The sequence below is a fragment of the Pseudomonas sp. TYF_14 genome (genome assembly GCF_043105275.1).
Lineage (GTDB): Bacteria > Pseudomonadota > Gammaproteobacteria > Pseudomonadales > Pseudomonadaceae > Aquipseudomonas > Aquipseudomonas alloputida.
Window position 1 is genome coordinate 1 of sequence record NZ_JBICLK010000069.1, and the last position, 20,926, is coordinate 20,926.

Annotated in this window: 15 protein-coding genes; 9 read left to right on the top strand and 6 right to left on the bottom strand. The window is 63.9% G+C overall.

Annotated elements, in window-relative coordinates; all coding sequences use genetic code 11:
• The coding region (locus tag ACF8O8_RS18595) for a hypothetical protein (protein ID WP_232856785.1) at positions 1 to 90 on the top strand (90 nt) is incomplete at its 5' end.
• A gap of 126 nt (positions 91 to 216) precedes the next feature.
• Here the strand turns inward: ACF8O8_RS18595 and ACF8O8_RS18600 are convergent.
• A complete protein-coding gene (locus tag ACF8O8_RS18600) occupies positions 217 to 2,760 on the bottom strand; it encodes an HWE histidine kinase domain-containing protein (RefSeq protein ID WP_392510214.1) in 2,544 nt (847 codons plus the stop codon).
• Positions 2,761 to 2,986: 226 nt separating this feature from the next.
• Here ACF8O8_RS18600 and ACF8O8_RS18605 point away from each other — a divergent pair, with 226 nt between their 5' ends.
• The gene (locus ACF8O8_RS18605) at positions 2,987 to 3,604 is read left to right on the top strand and encodes a dTMP kinase (RefSeq protein ID WP_004577562.1); all 618 of its coding nucleotides are present in this window, start codon (positions 2,987 to 2,989) and stop codon (positions 3,602 to 3,604) included.
• Positions 3,605 to 3,644: 40 nt separating this feature from the next.
• Here the strand turns inward: ACF8O8_RS18605 and ACF8O8_RS18610 are convergent, their stop codons facing one another.
• Positions 3,645 to 4,085, bottom strand: coding sequence for an Lrp/AsnC family transcriptional regulator (locus ACF8O8_RS18610; RefSeq protein ID WP_392510215.1), 441 nt, complete (start codon positions 4,083 to 4,085; stop codon positions 3,645 to 3,647).
• A 143-nt stretch (positions 4,086 to 4,228) separates the two neighbouring features.
• Between ACF8O8_RS18610 and ACF8O8_RS18615 the strand changes: the two genes are divergently transcribed.
• Positions 4,229 to 7,276 carry an aminotransferase class III-fold pyridoxal phosphate-dependent enzyme gene (locus ACF8O8_RS18615; RefSeq protein ID WP_392510216.1) on the top strand — a complete coding sequence of 1,016 codons (3,048 nt, stop codon included), beginning with the start codon at positions 4,229 to 4,231 and terminating at the stop codon, positions 7,274 to 7,276.
• Between the two features lie 78 nt (positions 7,277 to 7,354).
• Here the strand turns inward: ACF8O8_RS18615 and ACF8O8_RS18620 are convergent, their stop codons facing one another.
• Together ACF8O8_RS18620 and ACF8O8_RS18625 are read right to left on the bottom strand one after the other, a co-directional pair.
• Positions 7,355 to 8,479, bottom strand: coding sequence for a mechanosensitive ion channel family protein (locus ACF8O8_RS18620; protein ID WP_392510217.1), 1,125 nt, complete (start codon positions 8,477 to 8,479; stop codon positions 7,355 to 7,357).
• Positions 8,480 to 8,577: 98 nt separating this feature from the next.
• A complete protein-coding gene (locus ACF8O8_RS18625) occupies positions 8,578 to 9,048 on the bottom strand; it encodes a MarR family winged helix-turn-helix transcriptional regulator (RefSeq protein WP_392510218.1) in 471 nt (156 codons plus the stop codon).
• A 197-nt stretch (positions 9,049 to 9,245) separates the two neighbouring features.
• On the opposite strand from ACF8O8_RS18625, the gene ACF8O8_RS18630 reads away from it, so the two are divergent.
• From ACF8O8_RS18630 to ACF8O8_RS18650, 5 genes are all read left to right on the top strand, one after another.
• Positions 9,246 to 10,076 (top strand): p-hydroxycinnamoyl CoA hydratase/lyase, encoded by an 831-nt coding sequence (locus ACF8O8_RS18630; protein ID WP_392510219.1) that lies wholly within the window; start codon positions 9,246 to 9,248, stop codon positions 10,074 to 10,076.
• Positions 10,077 to 10,151: 75 nt separating this feature from the next.
• Positions 10,152 to 11,600, top strand: a complete 1,449-nt coding sequence (locus ACF8O8_RS18635; RefSeq protein WP_010954233.1) for an aldehyde dehydrogenase — start codon at positions 10,152 to 10,154, stop codon at positions 11,598 to 11,600.
• Positions 11,601 to 11,691: 91 nt separating this feature from the next.
• Entirely contained in the window at positions 11,692 to 13,575 is a 1,884-nt protein-coding gene (locus tag ACF8O8_RS18640) for a feruloyl-CoA synthase (protein WP_392510220.1), read from the top strand.
• Positions 13,572 to 14,813 carry a thiolase family protein gene (locus tag ACF8O8_RS18645; protein WP_392491913.1) on the top strand — a complete coding sequence of 414 codons (1,242 nt, stop codon included), beginning with the start codon at positions 13,572 to 13,574 and terminating at the stop codon, positions 14,811 to 14,813. Before ACF8O8_RS18640 ends, ACF8O8_RS18645 begins: the two co-directional genes overlap by 4 nt.
• Before the next feature lie 14 nt (positions 14,814 to 14,827).
• Entirely contained in the window at positions 14,828 to 16,582 is a 1,755-nt protein-coding gene (locus ACF8O8_RS18650; RefSeq protein WP_392510221.1) for an acyl-CoA dehydrogenase family protein, read from the top strand.
• Here the strand turns inward: ACF8O8_RS18650 and ACF8O8_RS18655 are convergent.
• Together ACF8O8_RS18655 and ACF8O8_RS18660 are read right to left on the bottom strand one after the other, a co-directional pair.
• The gene (locus tag ACF8O8_RS18655) at positions 16,563 to 17,588 is read right to left on the bottom strand and encodes a formylglycine-generating enzyme family protein (protein ID WP_392510222.1); all 1,026 of its coding nucleotides are present in this window, start codon (positions 17,586 to 17,588) and stop codon (positions 16,563 to 16,565) included. The two genes, ACF8O8_RS18650 and ACF8O8_RS18655, sit on opposite strands and share 20 nt — an antisense overlap.
• The gene (locus ACF8O8_RS18660) at positions 17,585 to 19,249 is read right to left on the bottom strand and encodes an arylsulfatase (RefSeq protein WP_392510223.1); all 1,665 of its coding nucleotides are present in this window, start codon (positions 19,247 to 19,249) and stop codon (positions 17,585 to 17,587) included. Before ACF8O8_RS18660 ends, ACF8O8_RS18655 begins: the two co-directional genes overlap by 4 nt.
• A 261-nt stretch (positions 19,250 to 19,510) precedes the next feature.
• Between ACF8O8_RS18660 and ACF8O8_RS18665 the strand changes: the two genes are divergently transcribed.
• Positions 19,511 to 20,902 carry an alginate export family protein gene (locus ACF8O8_RS18665; RefSeq protein WP_012052237.1) on the top strand — a complete coding sequence of 464 codons (1,392 nt, stop codon included), beginning with the start codon at positions 19,511 to 19,513 and terminating at the stop codon, positions 20,900 to 20,902.
• The last annotated feature ends 24 nt before the right edge of the window (positions 20,903 to 20,926 follow it).

Consider the following 20,926-nt stretch of genomic DNA (forward strand, 5'->3'; position numbering starts at 1 on the left):
GGTGTGCACGTGATCGACTGCCCGGTCGATTACAGCGAGAACGACCGCATCCTCAACAGCGAGCTGCGTGAGCGCGCCCTGGCGGTGTAAGCCCTGACAGGCCGGCGCCGTCTTTTTGCCGGCGCGGCCTGGTGCTGCAAAGAGGCCCGTATAGCTGACGGTAATGTGTCGGCTTTACGGGCCTTTTCGCAATACAAGGCTGCTTCAGTATCCCATTCACCCCAGCTCAAGCAGGCTTTGCAGGCTGGCCAGAATGGCATTGGCGTCATAAGGCTTGCGCGCGACGGGCACATGCTGCAAGTGCTCGGGAATGCTGATGCCGTCGCCATAGCCGGTGGCAAAGAGGAACGGAACCTGCCGGCGAACCAGCTCATCCGCTACGGAAATGGAGGTTCCGGTGCCCAGGTTGACATCCAGTATTGCCGCGTCCGGCTTGTGGCTGCCAAGCAGTTGCATGGCTTGGTCCTCGGAGCTGGCGGTGATCACGTCCTTGATTTGCGCATCGTTGAGAATTTGCTCCAGGCCTACCGCAATCACCAGTTGATCCTCGAGTATCAGCACACACAAGCCCGAGCGCGCTGCAAACGCACCGTTCGCACGGGCCAGAGGCGTGGCCGGGAGAGCGGTTTCTGCCGCTTCGGCTACGGAAAGGTGCTTGGCCGGGATTCTGAAAAAGCCTTGCAGGCCTTCGGGGTGATATTCCACCGCGCTGGTGCCACCCAGGTCGAACGGGATGCTGCGGTCGATCAGCACCGTGCCGAAGCCGCTGCGGCTGGGCGGGCGTACCGTTGGCCCACCCATTTCCCGCCAACTGATGGCACAGGCGTTGCTGGCGTCGATTGCCCAGCTCACCGAAAGCTTGCCGCCAGCCCGCGATAGCGCACCATACTTGGCCGCGTTGGTGGCCAGTTCATGCAGCACCAGGGCCATGACCGAGTACGCGCGCGCATCGAGGATGACGTTCGGGCCCTGCAACTCGATCACGTCGGCAGCCGTGCGATAGGGAGAAAGCTCGGCCTCCAGCAGCTTCGCCAGGCGCCCGCCACCGTCACCGCGCACCACCTGGTCATGGGCCAACGACAAGGCCTGGATACGCCCTTTGAGCGTTGCCACATAGTCCTGCAGCGTCTGGCTCTCCGGGGTCGGATGGGCAACCAGTGCACCAATCAGCGACAGGATGTTCTTGACCCTGTGGTTGAGCTCTTCGTTGAGCATGCGCTGGCGCACGTCGGCTTTGGCGCGTTCACTGGCGAGCAGTTCGCTGTTGTGCAGCACCACCTCGACGATAGCGGTGCGGATGGCATCGCCAAACTGGCGGTCCTGCTCGGTCCAGGGTAGCGACTGCTGGTGAACGGTTTCTTTCCAGATGGCGAAGCTCTTGCGGGGCGTCAGGCGGTCGCCCAACGCGCCGCTGTCATAGGTCTTGTTCGGGTCCCCGGCCCAATCGAGTGTCTCGACCACCTCCTTGCGGAAGAAGATCAAGTAATCCCTTGGGTGTTGCGACATCGGAATAATCAGCACACCAGACACATCATTAAAATACGCCTGGGCCGACGGAAGCACCGTCGACAGGCGATTGGACGCCCAGATTCGGCCTTCGCTGACCATGTCTGCCAGGCGCAGCAGATCAGGCACGGCCGTTTGGGGCGGCGCCAGCCCTGCGCACGACCAGCGGCCTAGCAGCGACATGCCGATGCCGTCGCAGGGAATCAGCGACATCAACCGGGGCAGGCGTGCGTGGAAGAACCCATCAATGTCCGCCGCCTGGTTGGCGTCGCGCAGCAGGCTGTCCAGGGCTTTGTGGATGCGCACGGCGGCTTCGAGTTTTTGCCGGCTACGCAGGGTCTCGATATGCAGGGAGAAGAACTCACCGAACATCTCGGCGGCCACACGTTGCCCCATGGCCAGCGTGCGCGGTGCGTAGTGATGGCAGGCAATCATTCCCCACAGCTCGCCATTGACGATGACGGAAATCGACATCGAGGCGCCCACGCCCATGTTGCACAGGTATTCGCAATGGATCGGCGAGACGCTGCGCAGGTGCGCGTAGGACAGGTCGAGCGGTTCGCCCGAGGGGTCGAGCACCGGGTTGATGGCGACCGTATTGAACTGGGCGTCGGAGATTACCCGGATCGGGTTGCGCAGGTAGAGCGCGCGGGCCTGCTGGGGGATATCGGAGGCAGGGAAGTACTGGCCCATGAAGCTTTCGAGGTCGCTACGCTTGGACTCGGCAACCACCTTGCCGGCACCGTCGGCTCCTAGCTGGTAGATCATCACCCGGTCGTAACCGAGCACCGCCCTGACAAAGCGGGCGGCGTCGCGGAACAGCTTGTGGGTCTGGTCGATTTCGCGCAGTTGGGCAATCAGTGTGCGGGCCAGCTCGATCGGTTCGGCGATGCTCGCCCCGGCGGGCTCGAATTCGAGGATTGCCGTGCCTTTGTACAAGTGGACAGCGATGTCGACGGCCGCGCCGTTGGGCAGCGTCACGCCGAAACTGAGCGCGGGACGCGAGGCATCCCGGGTACGGGCAAGTGCGTTGCGAAGCGTATGCGTGACCTCGTCACCCAGCACCGCGTGCAGTTTCTGACCATTGATATCGTTTGCTACACCCAGCATCTGTGGGGCGTTGACCGAATGGCGCAGCACCACGGTCGCCGAGGCATCACAGGCCAGCAGGCAGCCATGGGGCTGGATGCTCCCGGGAATCTGGATGGGCTCCCGGTCGCAGTTGGTCAGGTTAACGTGGGGGTTGTAGGTCATTGGCCCGTGCCTGTGGGTAAGGGGAGGCGGGCTGCAGGTCCGCCATCGTCCGTCAGCCTAGCAGGCATTGCACGCCTTGGGGATGGCGGGTCGGGCAATGCCGGTCCATTCCCAAGGCAATGCTTTGATCACAGCGTGGAGTACGGATGTACTCCCGTCGAGAATCGCTTGAAGGCAGCTACGATCAATGGTCTTATCCCGCGCTTGAGCCAACTGGTATTGCAAGATGAACCGCCCGCTGTTTATTTCCATCGATGGGCCCAAGGGTACCGGCAAGACCACGCTGCTGGAGGCCGTCACTCAAGCGTTACGGCTGGACGGGAACAAGGTGATCCGCCTTTGCGAAAGAAAGAATGATCCTCATCGGGGCGAGACCATGGCCCTGGTCAACCAGCTTTCCAGAAGCCCTTGCCAGGACCTTGAGTTCAAGGTTTGCGAGCGCTTCGCTGAAAGCCGCGCCTGGATTTCCCGACATGTACTGCCCAGGCAGCCCGCTGACAGCATCATCCTGATTGATCGCTGGTACCCCTCTGACGCTGCGTTTCGCCGCACAGTGCCGTTTGACAAGATCCTGCGCCTGAACCTCGAACGAAACGTGCAAGTGCCCGATTTGCATGTCGGGGTTGTCACAACGCCTGAAACCTCATGGGCGAGGGCCGCGGCGCGCACGCGTGGGTTGGGCAGTACGGTGATCCATAACCTGGATGAACAGGTTGCCTGTACCGAGGCGTTCGAGCGTGCGGTTGCAGAACAAGGCTGGGTGCTGTGCCGTAATGAAGGGACCGTCGACGAGGCAACGCGACAGGTCGTAGGCGAGATTCAGGGCGTGCTTCGACACCTGTGAGGCCTGGGTGAGTACGGCCTGTCTACTGCCTCTGCAGGTATCAGGCGCCCTGGCGGTCGATATCACGGCGCAGGACTACCGACGTGGTAATGTCATCCACTGATTCGTGACGTGCCACGTTGTCACGTACCTGGTTGAGGTCGTCGATCGTTCGGGTCTCCACTTCAACCACCAGGTCGAGCTGACCGCTCACCGACGAAACCCGCCGTACGCGCGCGTCCGTTGCCAACTGGTCGAGCAGCCCCATGGCAGGCGTGCGCTGCAACGTCACCAGCAAGATCGCGCGTATCACGTTGGCGTCTATTTCGCCGATGTCAGCGCGATAACCGCGAATGACCCCGCTGTGTTCAAGGTTGGCGACACGCTCGGTGGTGGCACTTCGGGAAAGGCCTATGCGGCCGGCTAACGCCTTGAGCGCAATACGCGCGTCCTTCGAAAGTACCTCAAGAATCTCGCGATCTTTAGCGTCCAGGTCACGCATTGCAGCCCCTTGATAAGCTTGCCGTCATTATGCCGGCCGGAACCGGCATAATGCCTGTTGCGCCCGACCGTATGCAGGGTGTCCGTTTCGGCGGCGCATGACAAGCTATTGAAAAACAATCAGCGCGCTCGGAACCTGATGATATGACAGACCTTTCCCACCCGGCACCTCGGTTTTCGGCAAGCGATGCAGAGGGCCTTGCAAAAGATTTCTTCAATGTCACCGGCACTGTAACGCCCCTGGATGGGGAGCGTGATCGCAATTATCGCCTGGAGACTGGCGTAGATGCAGGCTGGATACTGAAAATCGTCAATGCCAGCGAGCCCAGGGTAGAAAGCGAGTTTCAAACCGCGCTACTCGACCACCTGGCCGTGCATGGCGCGCATTTGGGCGTGCCACACCTGCGGGCCAGCGTGACGGGCGACTACCTGCCGTCTGTGGCCAGCAGCACCGGTGAACAGCACGCTGTGCGCCTGGTCAGCTGGCTGGCCGGCACGCCACTTGCCAAGGCCAGACGCTCCCTGGCGCTGATGAGAAACTTCGGCCAGGCACTCGGTGAACTTGACCGTGCCCTGCAGGGCTTCATGCACCCGGGCGCAGTCCGCGACCTGGACTGGGACTTACGCCATGCTGCGCGCTCCCGTTCGCGGCTGCACTGCATCAAGGACCCTGATCGCCGGGCCGTTGCCGAGCGCTTCATCGCCCGGTTCGAACAGACTGTACAGCCTAAGCTGGCTTCCCTTCGGGCCCAGGTGATCCACAACGATGCCAACGACTGGAACATCCTGGTCGATGCCGAAACGCCCCATAGCGTGACTGGCTTCATCGATTTTGGCGATGCCGTGCACACCGTTCTGATTGCCGAGGTCGCGATCGCCAGCGCGTACGCCATTCTCGACATGGACGACCCGATCGGTGCTGCTGCTGCGCTGGTGGCCGGCTTCCACGAAAAGTACCCGTTGCAAGCGCAAGAACTTGATGTGTTGTTCAACCTGATTGCCATGCGCTTGGTCATCAGCGTGACGTTCTCCGCTTCCCGGCAGGATCAGACAGACGACAACCCCTACCTGGCGATCAGTGAAGCGCCTGCCTGGCGTCTACTGGAACAGCTCGATTCGATGAACCCACGGTTGGCCACCGGCATTTTGCGCAAGGCCTGTGGTTTCGATGCCATCGAAGGTGCGGGGGAAGTCCGCCGCTGGATTGCCGACAACCACAAGTCGTTTGCCGACCTGGTGCGCCCGTCAGCCGCCATTCTCGACAAGGTCATCGCGCCGTTTGGCGATGCCAGCCATGAGATGACCATTGCCTCGGCCCAGCAGCGCCCTGCAGATGCGACGCGGTGGTGGAATGAATTCTCTGCCGCGCACAAGGCCCCGCTGGGCATCGGGCCATGGGGCGAGGTACGTGCCGTCTATACCGACAGCGCCTTTGAGTCTCGCTTCATCAAGGGGCAGCACCGGACCCTGCATGTGGGAGTAGATTTGCTGATGCCAGCAGGTACGCCGCTGTACGCACCGATTGCCGGCACCGTCAGAAGCGTCGAGGTCGAGCCAGACTCGCTGGGTTATGGCGGCCTGGTGATGCTTGAGCACACCCCGCCCGGTTGCCCGCCATTTCTGACACTGTGGGGGCACATGGCCCACGAGGCGCTCAGCCGTTTGAAGGCCGGTGACCAGCTCGAAGCCGGCGACCTGGTCGGTTACATGGGCAGCGATCACGAGAACGGCGGCTGGGTCCCCCACCTGCATCTGCAGTTGGTCACCGATACCCAGTTGCGCGCGTGCGAGGTCATTGGCGTGGGTGAGCCAGCGTACCGCGAAGCGTGGGCCGACCTGTTCCCCGATGCCTCGGCCCTGGCCGGTATCCCGCCAGAGACCTACAGCCAGCAGGGGATGACCAAGGCCCAGATCATTACCAGGCGCAAGGAACTGCTGCTCCCTAACCTGTCCATTTCGTACACCGATGCGATCAAGTTCGTGCGCGGTGATGGCGTATGGCTGATCGACAACTTCGGGCGGGCCTACCTGGACTGCTTCAACAACGTGTGCCACCTGGGCCACAGTCATCCCGACGTGGTCGAAGCCTTGACCCGCCAGGCTGCGCTGCTCAACACCAATACCCGCTACCTGCACGACAACATCGTCGAATACGCCGAACGCCTGACCGGCACTTTGCCAAAGGGCCTTTGCGTAGCGTCCTTTGGCTGCTCGGGGAGTGAGGCCAACAGCCTGATGCTGCGTATGGCGCGCAACTACACAGGCAGTGATCAGGCGATCGTGCTGGACTGGGCCTACCACGGCACCACTCAGGAACTGATCGATCTGAGCCCTTACAAGTACAAGCGCAAGGCGGGCAAGGGCAGGGCGGCGCATGTTTACGAGGCCGTGGTTCCGGACAGCTACTACGCCCCCGAGCACTGGCCCGTGGAAGCGCACGGCAAGCGCTTTGCCGAGTCGGTGGCAGAGCAGCTGGATGCCATGCGCAAGGCAGGCAAGCGCCCCGGGTTTTTCATTGCCGAGTCGATCCCGAGCGTGGCGGGGCAGGTGTTTTTGCCCGAACACTACCTCGAGGAGGTGTATGCCATGGTGCGAGCCGAAGGTGGGCTGTGCCTGGCCGATGAGGTTCAGGTCGGGTTTGGCCGGGTCGGCAGCCACTGGTGGGCATTCGAGACCCAGGGCGTGGTCCCGGATGCCGTCAGCATGGGCAAACCCATTGGTAACGGCCACCCGATGTCGGCGGTAGTGACCACGCGCGAGGTCGCCGATGCTTTTAACAACGGCATGGAGTATTTCAATACCTTCGCCGGTAACCCGGTGTCCTGCGCGGTAGGCCTGGCGGTACTCGATGCAATCGAGCGCGACCAGTTGAAAGAAAACGCCTTGAGTGTCGGCCATTACCTGCTCGAGGGTTTGCGCAAGCTTCAGCAGCAATTCGACGTGATTGGCGATGTGCGCGGGTTGGGCCTGTTCCTCGGCATCGTGCTGGTCACCGACCGCAAGTCGAAGGCGCCAGCCACGGCCCTGGCCAGAAAAGTGGCTGATGGTGCCCGGGAGCGCGGCGTGTTGATCGGCACCGAAGGCCCGCATGACAACGTGCTGAAAATGCGCCCTTCGATGATTTTCAGCCGGGCCAATGCGGACTTCCTTCTCGAGGTGCTGAAAGACAGCTTCACCGCGGCGCTGAAATAGCGTTTCAGCGCGGGCAGGGCGTGCGCATGTGCACGCCCTGCGGTGCACCTATCTGGCGAGCCGGGCAGGTTGCCAGCATCAAGCGCCCCTGATGCTCAGGCCTTCGCGAGCCTGGCCATGCGGGCCGGAGGCCTCTGGCAATGCCGTGACCTTGATCGCGCGCACCGGCACGGCGAACTTGGCGCCGATTTGCGAGAACCGCTCCAGCAGCCTGAAGTTGATCGCCTGCTGAATGTCCATGTAAAGGTTGTAGCCTGGGTCCTGGACGATGTAGACACACTCGAACTCCAGCGCCTCTTTGCCGAAGCCGCGCAGGTGAGCGCGATCGAAACGCGCCTGCTCCTGGGCCTTGATGGCGTCTTCTACGATGGCTGGCGCTTTCTTCACGGCCTCGGTGGGCGTGTCGTAGGAAAGCCCGAACTCGAACACGATGCGACGCTCTTGCAGGCGCTTGTAATTCTGGATGGTGCTGCTGATCATGCTGGCGTTGGCCATGACGATCTGTTCGCCGCCGAGGCTGCGGATGCGTGTGGTTTTGAGGCCGACGTGCTCAACGGTGCCCGCCAGGGGCCCGATGACGATGAAGTCACCGATCTCGAACGGCTTGTCCACGGCGATCGACAACGAAGCGAACAGGTCGCCAAGGATATTCTGCACAGCCAGCGCCACCGCGATGCCGCCCACGCCAAGGCTGGCGACGAAGGCGGTGATGTTTACCCCCAGGTTCGACAGCATCGCCAGCACTACGACTGACCACAACAGGACCCGCGCGCCCCAGGCTGAAAGGGTTGCCAGTGCGCTGCCCTGGTTCAGGCCATCGGTACGGTGGCGGGCGAAGTAGCGACTCAGGCCCAGGCCGATCGCGCGGTTGGCCCACAGGCCAATCTGCAAGGCCGCGACCACGAACCACAGGCTGCTGACCCTGGTCAGCCAGCGCTCGGGCAGGTCGAGCATGCTCAGGCCCACCAGCAAGGAGGCCAGCAACAACAGAAAGTTGCTGGTGCCGGAAAGCACCTTGGCCATTATCTGGCTCAGTGGGCCTTCGTGTTCGGACCAGCGCCGTAGCCGGCGCATCAGGAAACTGATGGCGGCACGGGCGACCAGGAAGACCAAGGTGGCGACTGTCAGCGCCACCAGCAGATTGAGAATGGAGATGCCGAATACGGTGGTTTCGGTGAAAAACGCGATGATGCGGTCGTTCATGAGTACCTCGCCTCTGGGTTGATTTGCCAAGGTGCTTTCTTGGGACGTCAAAGAGGCGCAACAGGTCGATCGGATTTCACCACGCTGGGTTGACTGAGTCAGTCCCGGTAGATTTTCTTCAATAACCTCAACAGTTCAGTCCTTTCGTCATCCGAGAGGTTGGATGTCGCCTGGTGATCGCTGTCGGCGGCGATGTGCTTCAACTCCTTCAACAGGGCCTCGCCCGATTTGCTCAGGAAAATCCCATACGAGCGCTTGTCCGGTTTGCACCGCACGCGCACGGCCAGCGCGCGCTCTTCCAGTTTGTTCAGCATTGGCACGACTTGCGGGGGTTCGATTGCCAACGCACGCGCCAGGTCGGCCTGCATCAGCCCGGGGTTCTGGTCGATGATCGCCAGGGCGGAAAATTGGGCCGGGCGCAGGTCATGGGCCGAGAGCCGGGCAATAAGGTTCTGAAACAGCTTCAATTGCGCGCGTCGCAAGGCGTAGCCGATCAAGTCTTCAAGCACCCCTTCTCCCACAGGAGCAGCCACGCAAGCGTCTTCGGTACTACGGGCAGACCTAGCCATCAGGGTTCATGCTCCTCGATCATGGGTAATAAAGTTACCTATTTTGCCTGTCCTTATGCGATTCGGCTAGAGAGGTTCTGGAAAAAGGCAGCGCGCCTAACCCCAGGACAAAGATAAAATTGTTAATGGTTAATTGACATAACTATTTTGACCCGTTAGCGTGGCCCCATCACCTCGAACAACAAGAGTGCAGAACCATGAGCAAATACGAAGGCCGCTGGACCACCGTGAAGGTCGAACTGGAAACGGGCATCGCCTGGGTGACCCTCAATCGCCCGGAAAAACGCAATGCCATGAGCCCCACCCTGAACCGGGAAATGGTCGACGTGCTGGAAACCCTCGAGCAGGACGCTGACGCTGGCGTGCTGGTATTGACCGGTGCCGGCGAGTCCTGGACCGCCGGCATGGACCTGAAGGAGTACTTCCGCGAGGTGGACGCCGGCCCGGAAATCCTCCAGGAAAAGATTCGTCGCGAAGCCTCGCAATGGCAATGGAAGTTGCTGCGTCTGTATGCCAAACCGACCATCGCCATGGTCAACGGCTGGTGCTTCGGCGGCGGCTTCAGCCCACTGGTGGCATGCGACCTGGCGATCTGCGCCAACGAAGCGACCTTCGGCCTGTCGGAAATCAACTGGGGCATCCCGCCTGGTAACCTGGTCAGCAAGGCCATGGCCGATACCGTTGGCCATCGTCAGTCGCTGTACTACATCATGACCGGCAAGACCTTCGATGGTCGCAAGGCTGCCGAGATGGGCCTGGTGAACGACAGTGTGCCGCTGGCCGAGCTGCGTGAAACCACCCGCGAGTTGGCGCTGAACCTGCTGGAAAAGAACCCGGTGGTGCTGCGTGCCGCGAAGAATGGCTTCAAGCGTTGCCGCGAGCTGACCTGGGAACAGAACGAGGACTACCTCTACGCCAAGCTCGACCAGTCGCGCCTGCTGGACACTACCGGCGGCCGCGAGCAGGGCATGAAGCAGTTCCTCGACGACAAGAGCATCAAGCCAGGCCTGCAGGCCTACAAGCGCTGAGTCGCACCGCGGGCGGCGGTGTGCCGCGCCAAAGCCCGCGGGTATTTCTCTATAACGACAACAAGAGGAATGAGCATGTTGCAGGTGCCTTTGCTGATTGGCGGGCAGTCGCGCCCCGCCAGCGATGGACGAACCTTCGAGCGCTGTAACCCGGTGACTGGCGAGGTGGTGTCGCAGGCTGCCGCCGCCACACTGGCCGATGCCGATGCCGCGGTGGCTGCTGCCAGCGCGGCGTTTCCGGCCTGGGCCGCCCTGGCACCGGGCGAGCGGCGCAGCCGCTTGCTGGCAGGCGCTGATCTGTTGCAGGCGAGGGCCGCCGAGTTCATCGCCGCCGCCGGTGAAACCGGGGCCATGGCCAACTGGTATGGCTTCAACGTGAAGTTGGCCGCCAACATGCTGCGCGAGGCTGCAGCCATGACCACGCAGATCACCGGTGAAGTGATCCCCTCGGACGTTCCCGGCAGCTTCGCAATGGCCCTGCGCGCGCCCTGCGGCGTGGTGTTGGGCATCGCACCGTGGAACGCCCCGGTGATACTGGCCACGCGTGCCATTGCCATGCCGCTGGCCTGCGGCAACACCGTGGTGCTCAAGGCCTCGGAGCTGAGCCCGGCGGTGCATCGGCTGATCGGCCAGGTGCTGCACGATGCAGGCATCGGCGACGGCGTGGTCAATGTCATCAGCAATGCGCCGCAGGATGCCCCGGCCATCGTCGAGCGGCTGATCGCCAACCCTGCGGTACGCCGGGTCAACTTCACCGGTTCGACGCACGTCGGGCGCATCGTCGGCGAACTGGCGGCCCGCCATCTCAAGCCGGCCCTGCTCGAACTGGGCGGCAAGGCACCTTTGCTGGTGCTCGACGATGCCGACCTGGACGCCACGGTCGAAGCGGCGGCCTTCGGTGCCTACTTCAACCAGGGGCAGATCTGCATGTCCACCGAGCGCCTTGTGGTGGACAGCTGTATTGCCGACGCTTTCGTCGACAAGCTGGCGGTGAAGATCGCCGGGCTGCGTGCAGGTGATCCGCAAGCCAGCACCTCGGTGCTCGGCTCGCTGGTCAGCGCAGCGGCCGGCGAGCGCATCAAGGCACTGATCGACGATGCCGTGGCCAAGGGCGCGCGCCTGGTCAGCGGCGGCCAGCTCGAAGGCAGCATACTGCAACCGACCTTGCTCGACAACGTCGATGCCAGCATGCGCCTGTACCGCGAGGAGTCCTTCGGCCCGGTGGCGGTGGTACTGCGCGCCGAAGGCGACGAAGCCTTGCTGCAGCTGGCCAACGACTCGGAGTTCGGTCTGTCATCGGCCATTTTCAGCCGCGACACCAGCCGCGCCCTGGCCTTGGCCCAACGGGTGGAGTCGGGTATCTGCCATATCAACGGCCCGACCGTTCACGATGAAGCGCAGATGCCGTTTGGCGGGGTCAAGTCCAGCGGTTATGGCAGCTTCGGCAGCCGCACGGCCATCGATCAGTTCACCCAGTTGCGCTGGGTCACCCTCCAGCACGGCCCGCGTCACTATCCCATCTAGCCGCGGCAGGCCCAGACCTCCGGCAAGATGACCGCCGCCCCGTCATATCGGGCGGCGGCAGGATGTACAACAAGAACAAGGAGCAACCTGCGTGAATAACGAAGCCCGCTCAGGGTCGACCGACCCTGGCCAACGTCCGCGCTACCGCCAGGTGGCCATCGGGCATCCCCAGGTGCAGGTCAGTCACGTCGACGACGTGCTGCGCATGCAACCTGTCGAGCCACTGGCGCCGCTGCCGGCGCGCCTGCTCGAGCGCCTGGTGCATTGGGCCCAGGTGCGCCCGGACACCACTTTCATCGCGGCACGCCAGGCAGACGGTGCCTGGCGTTCGATCAGCTACGTGCAGATGCTCGCCGATGTGCGCACCATCGCCGCCAACTTGCTAGGACTGGGCCTCAGTGCCGAGCGCCCGCTGGCGCTGCTTTCCGGCAACGACATCGAACACCTGCAAATCGCCCTCGGCGCCATGTATGCCGGTATTGCCTATTGCCCGGTGTCGCCGGCCTACGCGCTGTTGTCGCAAGACTTCGCCAAGTTGCGCCATGTCTGCGAGGTGCTCACCCCCGGAGTGATCTTCGTCAGCGACAGCCAGCCGTTCCAGCGCGCCTTCGAGGCGGTGCTGGACGATTCGGTCGGCGTGATCAGCGTGCGTGGCCAGGTCGCAGGTCGCCCCCATATAAGCTTCGACAGCCTGTTGCAACCGGGTGACCTGGCGGCGGCCGATGCGGCTTTCGCCGCCACCGGGCCGGACACCATCGCCAAATTCCTCTTCACCTCGGGCTCGACCAAGCTGCCCAAGGCGGTGATCACCACCCAGCGCATGCTGTGCGCAAATCAGCAGATGCTTCTGCAGACTTTTCCGACGTTCGCCGAGGAGCCGCCGGTGCTGGTGGACTGGCTGCCGTGGAACCACACGTTCGGCGGTAGCCACAACCTCGGCATCGTGCTTTACAACGGGGGCAGTTTCTACCTCGACGCCGGCAAGCCGACCCCGCAAGGCTTTGCCGAGACCTTGCGCAATCTGCGCGAGATTTCCCCCACGGCCTACCTCACCGTACCCAAGGGCTGGGAGGAACTGGTCAAGGCACTGGAGCAGGACCCCGCGCTGCGCGAGGTGTTCTTTGCCCGCATCAAGCTGTTCTTCTTTGCCGCCGCAGGCCTGTCGCAAAGCGTCTGGGACCGGCTGGACCGCATAGCCGAGCAACACTGCGGCGAACGCATCCGCATGATGGCCGGCCTTGGCATGACCGAAGCCTCGCCATCGTGCACCTTCACCACCGGGCCGTTGTCGATGGCCGGCTATGTCGGGCTGCCGGCACCTGGCTGCGAAGTGAAGCTGGTGCCGGTGGGTGACAAGCTCGAGGCGCGCTTCCGTGGCCCGCATATCATGCCGGGCTACTGGCGCTCGCCGCAGCAGACCGCCGAGGCGTTCGACGAGGAGGGTTTCTACTGTTCGGGCGACGCGTTGAAGCTGGCCGATGCCAGGCAGCCCGAGCTTGGCCTGATGTTCGATGGCCGTATCGCTGAGGACTTCAAACTTTCGTCCGGGGTATTCGTCAGTGTCGGGCCGCTGCGCAACCGCGCAGTGCTGGAGGGCTCGCCTTACGTACAGGACATCGTGGTCACCGCGCCGGACCGTGAATGCCTGGGCCTGCTGGTGTTCCCGCGTCTGCCCGAGTGTCGGCGCCTGGCCGGGCTGGCAGAGGATGCCAGCGATGCGCGGGTGCTGGCCAACGACACCGTGCGCAGTTGGTTCGCTGACTGGCTGGAGCGCTTGAACCGCGATGCCCAGGGCAACGCCAGCCGTATCGAATGGCTGTCGCTGCTGGCCGAGCCGCCGTCGATCGACGCCGGTGAAATCACCGACAAGGGCTCGATCAATCAGCGCGCCGTGCTGCAGCGGCGCGCCGCTCAGGTCGAGGCGCTGTACCGTGGCGAAGACCCCGACGCATTGCACGCCAAGGTGCGGCCTTGAGTGCGGCCGGGCTGTGCACCGTCTTCGAGGACACGGCCATCGTCCAGATGGTGCGCACGCCCTGGGTCGACCTGGGTGGCGCATTGGCCGCGATCTCGCCCATCGACCTGGGCATTCAGGCCGGCCGCGCGGTGCTGGCACGTGCAGCTGCCGCCCCTCAGGCGGTAGACAGTGTGCTCGCCGGCAGCATGGCTCAGGCCAGCTTCGACGCCTACATGCTGCCACGCCATGTCGGCCTCTACTGTGGCGTGCCGCAGTCGGTACCGGCACTGGCGGTGCAGCGCATCTGTGGCACGGGCCTTGAACTGTTGCGTCAGGCCGGTGAACAGCTGCGCAGTGGCGCCCGCCAGGTGCTGTGCGTGGGTGCGGAGTCGATGTCGCGCAACCCGATCGCGGCCTATGAACACCGGGGCGGTTTTCGCCTGGGGGCACCGGTCGGGTTCAAGGACTTTCTCTGGGAAGCCCTGTACGACCCGGCTGCCGGCGTGGACATGATCGGTACTGCGGAAAACCTGGCCCGTGCCTATGGCCTGGCGCGTGAAACGGTGGACGCGTGGGCCCTGCGCAGCCATCAGCGGGCCCTGCAAGCCCAGGCGCAGGGCTGGTTCGACGAGGAAATCGTCAGCGTCACCGCGCAGGCACTAGAGGCAGAAGGCTGCCAGCCACGCGGCATTGCATTGCCGCGTGGCGTGAGTGAGGTCAGCCAGGACAGCCACCCACGGCCTACCGACGCGGCCGCACTGGCCCGACTGCGCCCGGTGCACGCCGGTGGCGTGCAGACGGCTGGCAACAGTTGCGCGGTGGTCGATGGCGCGGCGGCAGCCTTGGTCACGCGCTACTCCGATTGCACTCATCCGCCTTTGGCGCGCTTGCTGATGGCCACGGCTGTTGGCGTGCCGCCCGGCCTCATGGGCATCGGGCCGGCGCCGGCCATTACCTTGCTGCTCGAGCGCAGCGGCCTGCGCCTGGAGCAGATCGACCGCCTGGAAATCAACGAGGCCCAGGCCGCCCAAGTGCTGGCGGTGGCCCAGGCGCTCGAACTCGATGTGGACAAGCTCAATGTCCATGGCGGCGCTATCGCCCTTGGTCACCCATTGGCCGCTACAGGCCTGCGCCTGGTCCACACCTTGGCCCGTCAATTGCGCGACGGCAACTTGCGCTATGGCATCGCAGCGGCATGCATCGGCGGTGGCCAAGGCATGGCGCTGCTGATCGAAAACCCTCATTTCGTTGCCTGACCCGGAGGTATCCGATGACCTGGAAGGCGCCCCTGCGCGACATGCAGTTCGTCCTGCAACACTGGCTGCGGGCCGATCAGGCCTGGGCGCAATTACCGGCATATGCCGACGTCGACCTCGACCTGGCGGCCCAGGTACTGGAAGAGGCGGCCCGTTTCTGCGAGCAGGTGCTGGCCCCTTTGAACAGTTCGGGCGATCGCCAGGGCTGCCAGATGGAGGGCGGGGAGGTACGCACCCCGGACGGATTCCCGGCGGCTTATCGCGCCTATGTCGACGGTGGCTGGCCGTCGCTGGCATGCGCCCCGGCGCTTGGCGGCCAAGGGCTGCCGTTAGTGCTGGAGGCGGCCTTGCAAGAGATGCTGTTCGGCAGCAACCACGGCTGGGCCATGTACACCGGCATCGCCCACGGTGCCTACCTGTGCCTGAAAGCCCATGCATCCGCCGAGCTGCAGGCGCGCTATCTGCCGGGCATCGTCAGTGGTGCCACCCTGCCTACCATGTGCCTGACCGAACCCCAGGCCGGCAGCGATCTCAGCCTGTTGCGCTGCCGCGCCGTGCCCCTGGGCGACGGTGGCGACGGTGGCTACGCGGTCAGTGGCAACAAGCTGTTCATCTCTGGCGGCGAACACGACCTGACCCGCGACATACTCCACCTGGTGTTGGCCCGGTTGCCGGATGCGCCGCCCGGCAACCGCGGGCTCTCGCTGTTGCTGGTGCCGAAATGGCTGGAGGATGGCCAGCGCAATACACTGTACTGCGACGGCCTGGAACATAAGCTGGGCATCCGGGGCAGCGCCACCTGTGCACTACGCCTGGAGGGGGCCCGGGGCTGGTTGATAGGCCAGCCCCATGGCGGCCTGGCGGCGATGTTCGTGATGATGAATTCCGCGCGTCTGCATGTTGGCCTGCAAGGGCTGGGGCATGCTGAGGCCGCCTGGCAACAGGCCCGCGACTATGCCCTGGAGCGGCGCCAGATGAGTGCCCCGGGGCGGGCCAAGGGGGGCGCCCAGGGCGCCGACCCGATCCACCTGCACCCGGCCATGCGTCGGGTCTTGCTGGAGTTGCGGGTGCGTACCGAGGGGATGCGCGCGCTGGCCTACTGGACGGCCCAGTGGCTGGATATCGCCGACGCCGCCGTCGAGCCTGCACAACGGGCGAAGGCTGCGACATTGGCGGCGCTGTTGACCCCCATCGTCAAGGCGGCCTTCACCGAGCAGGGGTTCAGCCTGGCAAGCAAGGCCTTGCAGGTGTTGGGTGGCTATGGCTACACCCAGGAGTTTGCCATCGAGCAGACCTTGCGCGACAGCCGCATCGCGATGATCTACGAAGGCACCAACGAAATACAGGCCAACGACCTGATGCTGCGCAAGGTATTGGGCGATGGGGGGGAAGGTTTCGCCCTGCTGTTGAGTGAGTTGCGTACCGAGGCCGCTGCGGACGCTGGCGCAGCTGCCACCGCGTTGGGCAGTGCGTGCGACACGCTGGAGGCAGCGCTGGCCAAGGTGCTGTCGATGACCGCGGGCGATCCCGAATTTCCGTACCGCGCCGCAGGCGACTTCCTGCAGTTGTGCGCAACGGTGCTGCAGGCCTTCGCCTGGGCCCGCAGCGCGCGCTGCATCCAGGCGTTGCCAGTGGGGGCGGCGCAGCGCCGGGAAAAGCAGGAAAGCGTTGGGTTCTTCCTCGGCTACCTGCTGCCCGACCTCGACCGGCAGGTGGCGGCCATCGACGCGGCCGCCACGCCGTTGCCATTCATTGCCGAATCGTTCTGAAACCCACGTGCGAGGTCGTCATGAACACCGGCTGCGGCTGGCGTGCCGAGGGGCGGTAGCGCATGCAGCGGTCCGCCGAACACAGGTGCGAGCCGCCTTTGATTACCGCCACCGGCACGCCGGGGTCTGCCGGGTCGAAGCTGTCACTCAGGGCCGGGCCTGAGGGGTCGAGCTTGGCGTCGCGCTGTGCGTCATGGCCTGGCCGATAGCCCGTGCGAGTCAGCTCCCAGACATTGCCGCCGGCATCGAACAGGCCAAAGCCGTTGGCCGGGAAGCAGCCCACGGGTGATGTACCGGTAAAACCATCCTTCGCCGCATTGCGATAAGGGAACTGACCCTGCCAGGTATTGGCCATGAGCTTGCCCTTGGGCAGCTCGGTGGTACCCCAGCTGAAGTCGGCATCGGTCAGGCCGCCGCGCATGGCGTATTCCAGCTGCGCCTCGCTGGGCAGTTCGCGGCCTGCCCAGCGGGCATAGGCCTGGGCATCTTCCAGGGCGATCTGCACCACCGGATGATTGTCCAGCCCGGCCAGGCTGCTGCCCGGCCCTTGCGGGTGTCGCCAGTTGGCGCCGGGCACGAACTGCCAGCCGGGGCTGAGCACGTCCGCACCCTGATGAAACACCATCGCACCCGGTACCCGCAGCGCGTCGGGCAGGGCAGGGTCGTCCTCGACACGGGTACCGCGCTCGGCATGGGTGACATACCCGGTGGCCTTGACGAAGCGCGCGAACTGGGCGTTGGTGACCGGATGCACGTCAATCCAGAAGCCGGACACCTTGGCGGGGTGAGGCGGGCCTTCTTCGTCGTAAAAGCGGCTTGAACCAAAGCTGAACTCGCCGCCCGGCACGTGCACCATGCCGTCCCGCCAAGGGCCTTGGCGCTGCGCGGGCAGGCCACTGTAGCCCGTGCACAGCAGCGCCGGCGCCGGGGCTTGCGGCCACACGGCATAGGCGGCGGCGAGCAGGCCGGCGGCGAGTGCTGCGCAGCCGGCTGCCCGGGCGATCATTGCGGCTTGACCAGGATCGGGCTGGCCGGACGGCCGTCGGCATCGACCGCGATGTTGCCGCGTTGGGCATAAGCCTTCCAGTCGCGCAGCATCAGCGCCACCTGCTCGGGGTGCCCTGCGCCGATGTCGTGGTGCTCGCCAGGGTCCTTGCCCAGGTCATACAAGTGCCAGCTCGGCTTGCTGTCGGTGGCATCCCACACCAGCTTCAGCGGGCCCTTGCGCAACGAGGCGCTGCCGTTGATTTCCCACCCCAGAGCTTCGTCATGGGCGTGGATCTGGCTGTCCTTGCCTTGCAGGTAGTTCAGCGCCGATGTGCCTTGCGGCGGCACGATATCGCGGTCGCGGTACTTGACGCCGGGCATCGGCGCACCGGCCAGTTGCAGCAGTGTCGGCATGATGTCGCGGACGCTGGCCAGCTCTTCGCTGCGGCCGGCCTTGATGGTGGCCGGGTAGTAGACGAAGGCCGGTACGCGGATGCCGCCCTGGTAGGTGGTCATCTTGTAGCGACGGCTGGGCAGGGCGCTGACCTGGGCCCAGGCCGAGCCGATCATCAGGAACGAATCGCGGCGGCCGTAGTTGTCCAGGCGGTTATCGAAGTTTGCCTTGATCCACTCGGGGTCGACACGGGTGGCGTTCTCCGGACCGTTGTCGGACATGAACAGGATCATCGTGTTTTCCAGCTCGCCGGTCTTGCGCAGGTGTTCCACCAGGCGCCCCACCTCGGCGTCCAGCGCCGTGACCATGGCGGCATACACCTCCATGGTGCGTGCGGACTGGCTTTTTTGTTCATCGCTCAGCGATGCCCAACTCGGCACGCCTTCCAGTTGTGCTTGCAGGGGGAAGTCGGCGGGCACCAGGCCGGCTTCGCGCTGGCGCTTCAGGCGTTCGTGGGCGATGACTTCGTAGCCTTGGTCGTAGCGGCCTCGGTACTGCGCCAGGTACGCATCCGGCGCCTGCAGCGGCCAGTGCGGCGCGGTGTAGGCGGCAAAGGCGAAGAACGGTTTGTTGCTGGCCTTGCCTTGGTCGATCGCGTCGATCAGGCGGTCGGTGTACCAGGTGGTGGAATAGAAGTCGTCGGGCAGCGCGATCGGCTCGCCGTTGTGGCGATAGGTGGCGCTGTAGTTCGACTGCAGGTCCATGTTGGCCTGCTTGAAGTGCGCCGCGCCGCCTTCGAGCAGCACGTAGGCCTGGTCGAAGCCGCGGTTGTGTGGCTGTTGGGCCGGTTGCATGCCCAGGTGCCATTTGCCGGCGATGTAGGTGCGGTAGCCGGCGTCGTGCAGCAGTTCGGCGAGGGTCGCGACATTGGCACCGAGCACGCCTTCGTAGCCGGCGCGTACCTCTGCGCCGGCCGGCAGGCGCTTGCGTGTCTCCGACATCATGCCCAGCCCGACCAGGTGTGGATCGTTGCCGGACATCAGCATCGCCCGCGTCGGCGAGCAACTGGGCGCGGCGTGGAAATCGAGCATCAGGCGGCCGTCGGCCAACAGTTTGTCCAGGTTGGGCGTCTGGATTTCGCTGCCCAGGGCCGACAGGTCGGAGAAGCCGAGGTCATCAGCGACCACCAGCAGAATGTTTGGTTGTTTAACGGTTGGTGCGGCCATGGCGTGGCTGGCACCGAGCATGAGCACGCCGAGGGCGGCAAGGGGGTGGAGGCAATTCATGGGGGGGCTCTTGTTTTTGTAATGGACTCGAATTTTGCGCATGGCCTCTGAATAGACAGCACGCCACTGGATTCTAGCGACGGATGAATGAATGCCGCAGCCGCTCGCTGCAGAAGTGTGCGATTAGCGAACGCTTGATGCTGATCATTCCTTGTACACGGCAAAACGCTATTGACGGCGCATATGGTTAACAAAAATAATCGTTAACAGAGTTATCCAGTTTGTAAGAACAATTATAAAAACAAGTGAAGGGAAATTCTGATGATCAAGCCGTTGAACGGGGTATGCCTGCCCCTCATGGTGCTTTCGCTGTGCCAGTCCGCCTACGCGGCCAGCCCGCTTGAAGAGAGCCGGCCGGGGAGGCCAGGGGCCCCTCGCTGGATCGAGGACTACCGCTTTCTCGACGACCCCGCCAAGGCCACTGCCCCTTTCGATGGCCTGCGCTACCATCGGCTGTCAGAGTCGGCCTGGCTGCAACTCGGGGCTGAGGCCCGCTACCGGGCCGATGCTTCGGACAAACCCTTCTTTGGCCTGCGCGGGCTGAACGACGATTCCTATCTGCAGCAACGGCTGCAGGCCCATGCCGACCTGCACCTGTTCGACGATGCCGTGCGTACCTTCGTCCAGGTCGAGAATACCCGTGCCTTTGGCAAGGACTTGTACTCGCCCAATGATGAAAGCCGCAATGAAGTGCGACAGGCCTTCGTCGATTTCAACCACGATTTCGCCGCCGGGCGCTATACCACACGCGTAGGTCGCCAGGAGATGGGCTTCGGCGACCAGGTGTTGGTCACCTACCGCGACGCGCCGAACATCCGCCTGAGCTTCGACGGCGTGCGCGCCAGCCTCAACCTCAAGGACGGACGCAAGCTGGATGCATTCGCTGTGCGCCCGCTGAAAACCGGTGAAGACAGTTGGGACGATGGCAGCAACAACAACATCAAATTCTACGGCCTTTACGGCACCTTGCCGCTGTCGGCGTCGTGGAACATGGACCTGCTAGCCTTTGGCCTGGAAACCGACGACCGCAGCCTGGCCGGCGAGTCGGGTGACGAGCAGCGCTACACCTTCGGCACGCGGCTGTTCGGCCGCCATCAGGCACTGGACTGGAGCTGGAACCTTGTCGGGCAGACCGGCCACCTGGGCAACGCGTCGATCCGCGCCTGGGCGCTGTCGAGCGACAGCGGCTTCACCTTCACCCACCCCTGGCAACCGCGCCTGGCCATGCGCATCGATGCCGCAAGCGGCGACAGTGACCTGGGCGACGGAAAAGTCGGCACCTTCGACCCGCTTTACCCACGCAATGGTGTCTATGGCGAAGCCAGCCTCACCACCCTGAGCAACATCATCGTGGTGGGGCCGACCTTCGGCTTCTCGCCCTGGCGCACGCTGCGCATCGAGCCCGGCATCTTCGAAGTGTGGAAACAGCGTGAGGAAGACGGCGTGTACATGCCCGGCATGAGCATGTTGGCCAACACCCGCGGCACGGGTCGCCATGTCGGTACCATCTACCGCGCCAGCACGCGCTGGCTTGCCACTCCCAACCTGACCCTGGACCTTGACCTGAAGTACTACGACGTGGGCACGGCCATCAAGGAGGCTGGCGGCGAAGATTCGTCGTTTGTCTCAGTACGCGCCACGTTCCGCCTTTGACCACCCGACCGATAACAACAACAG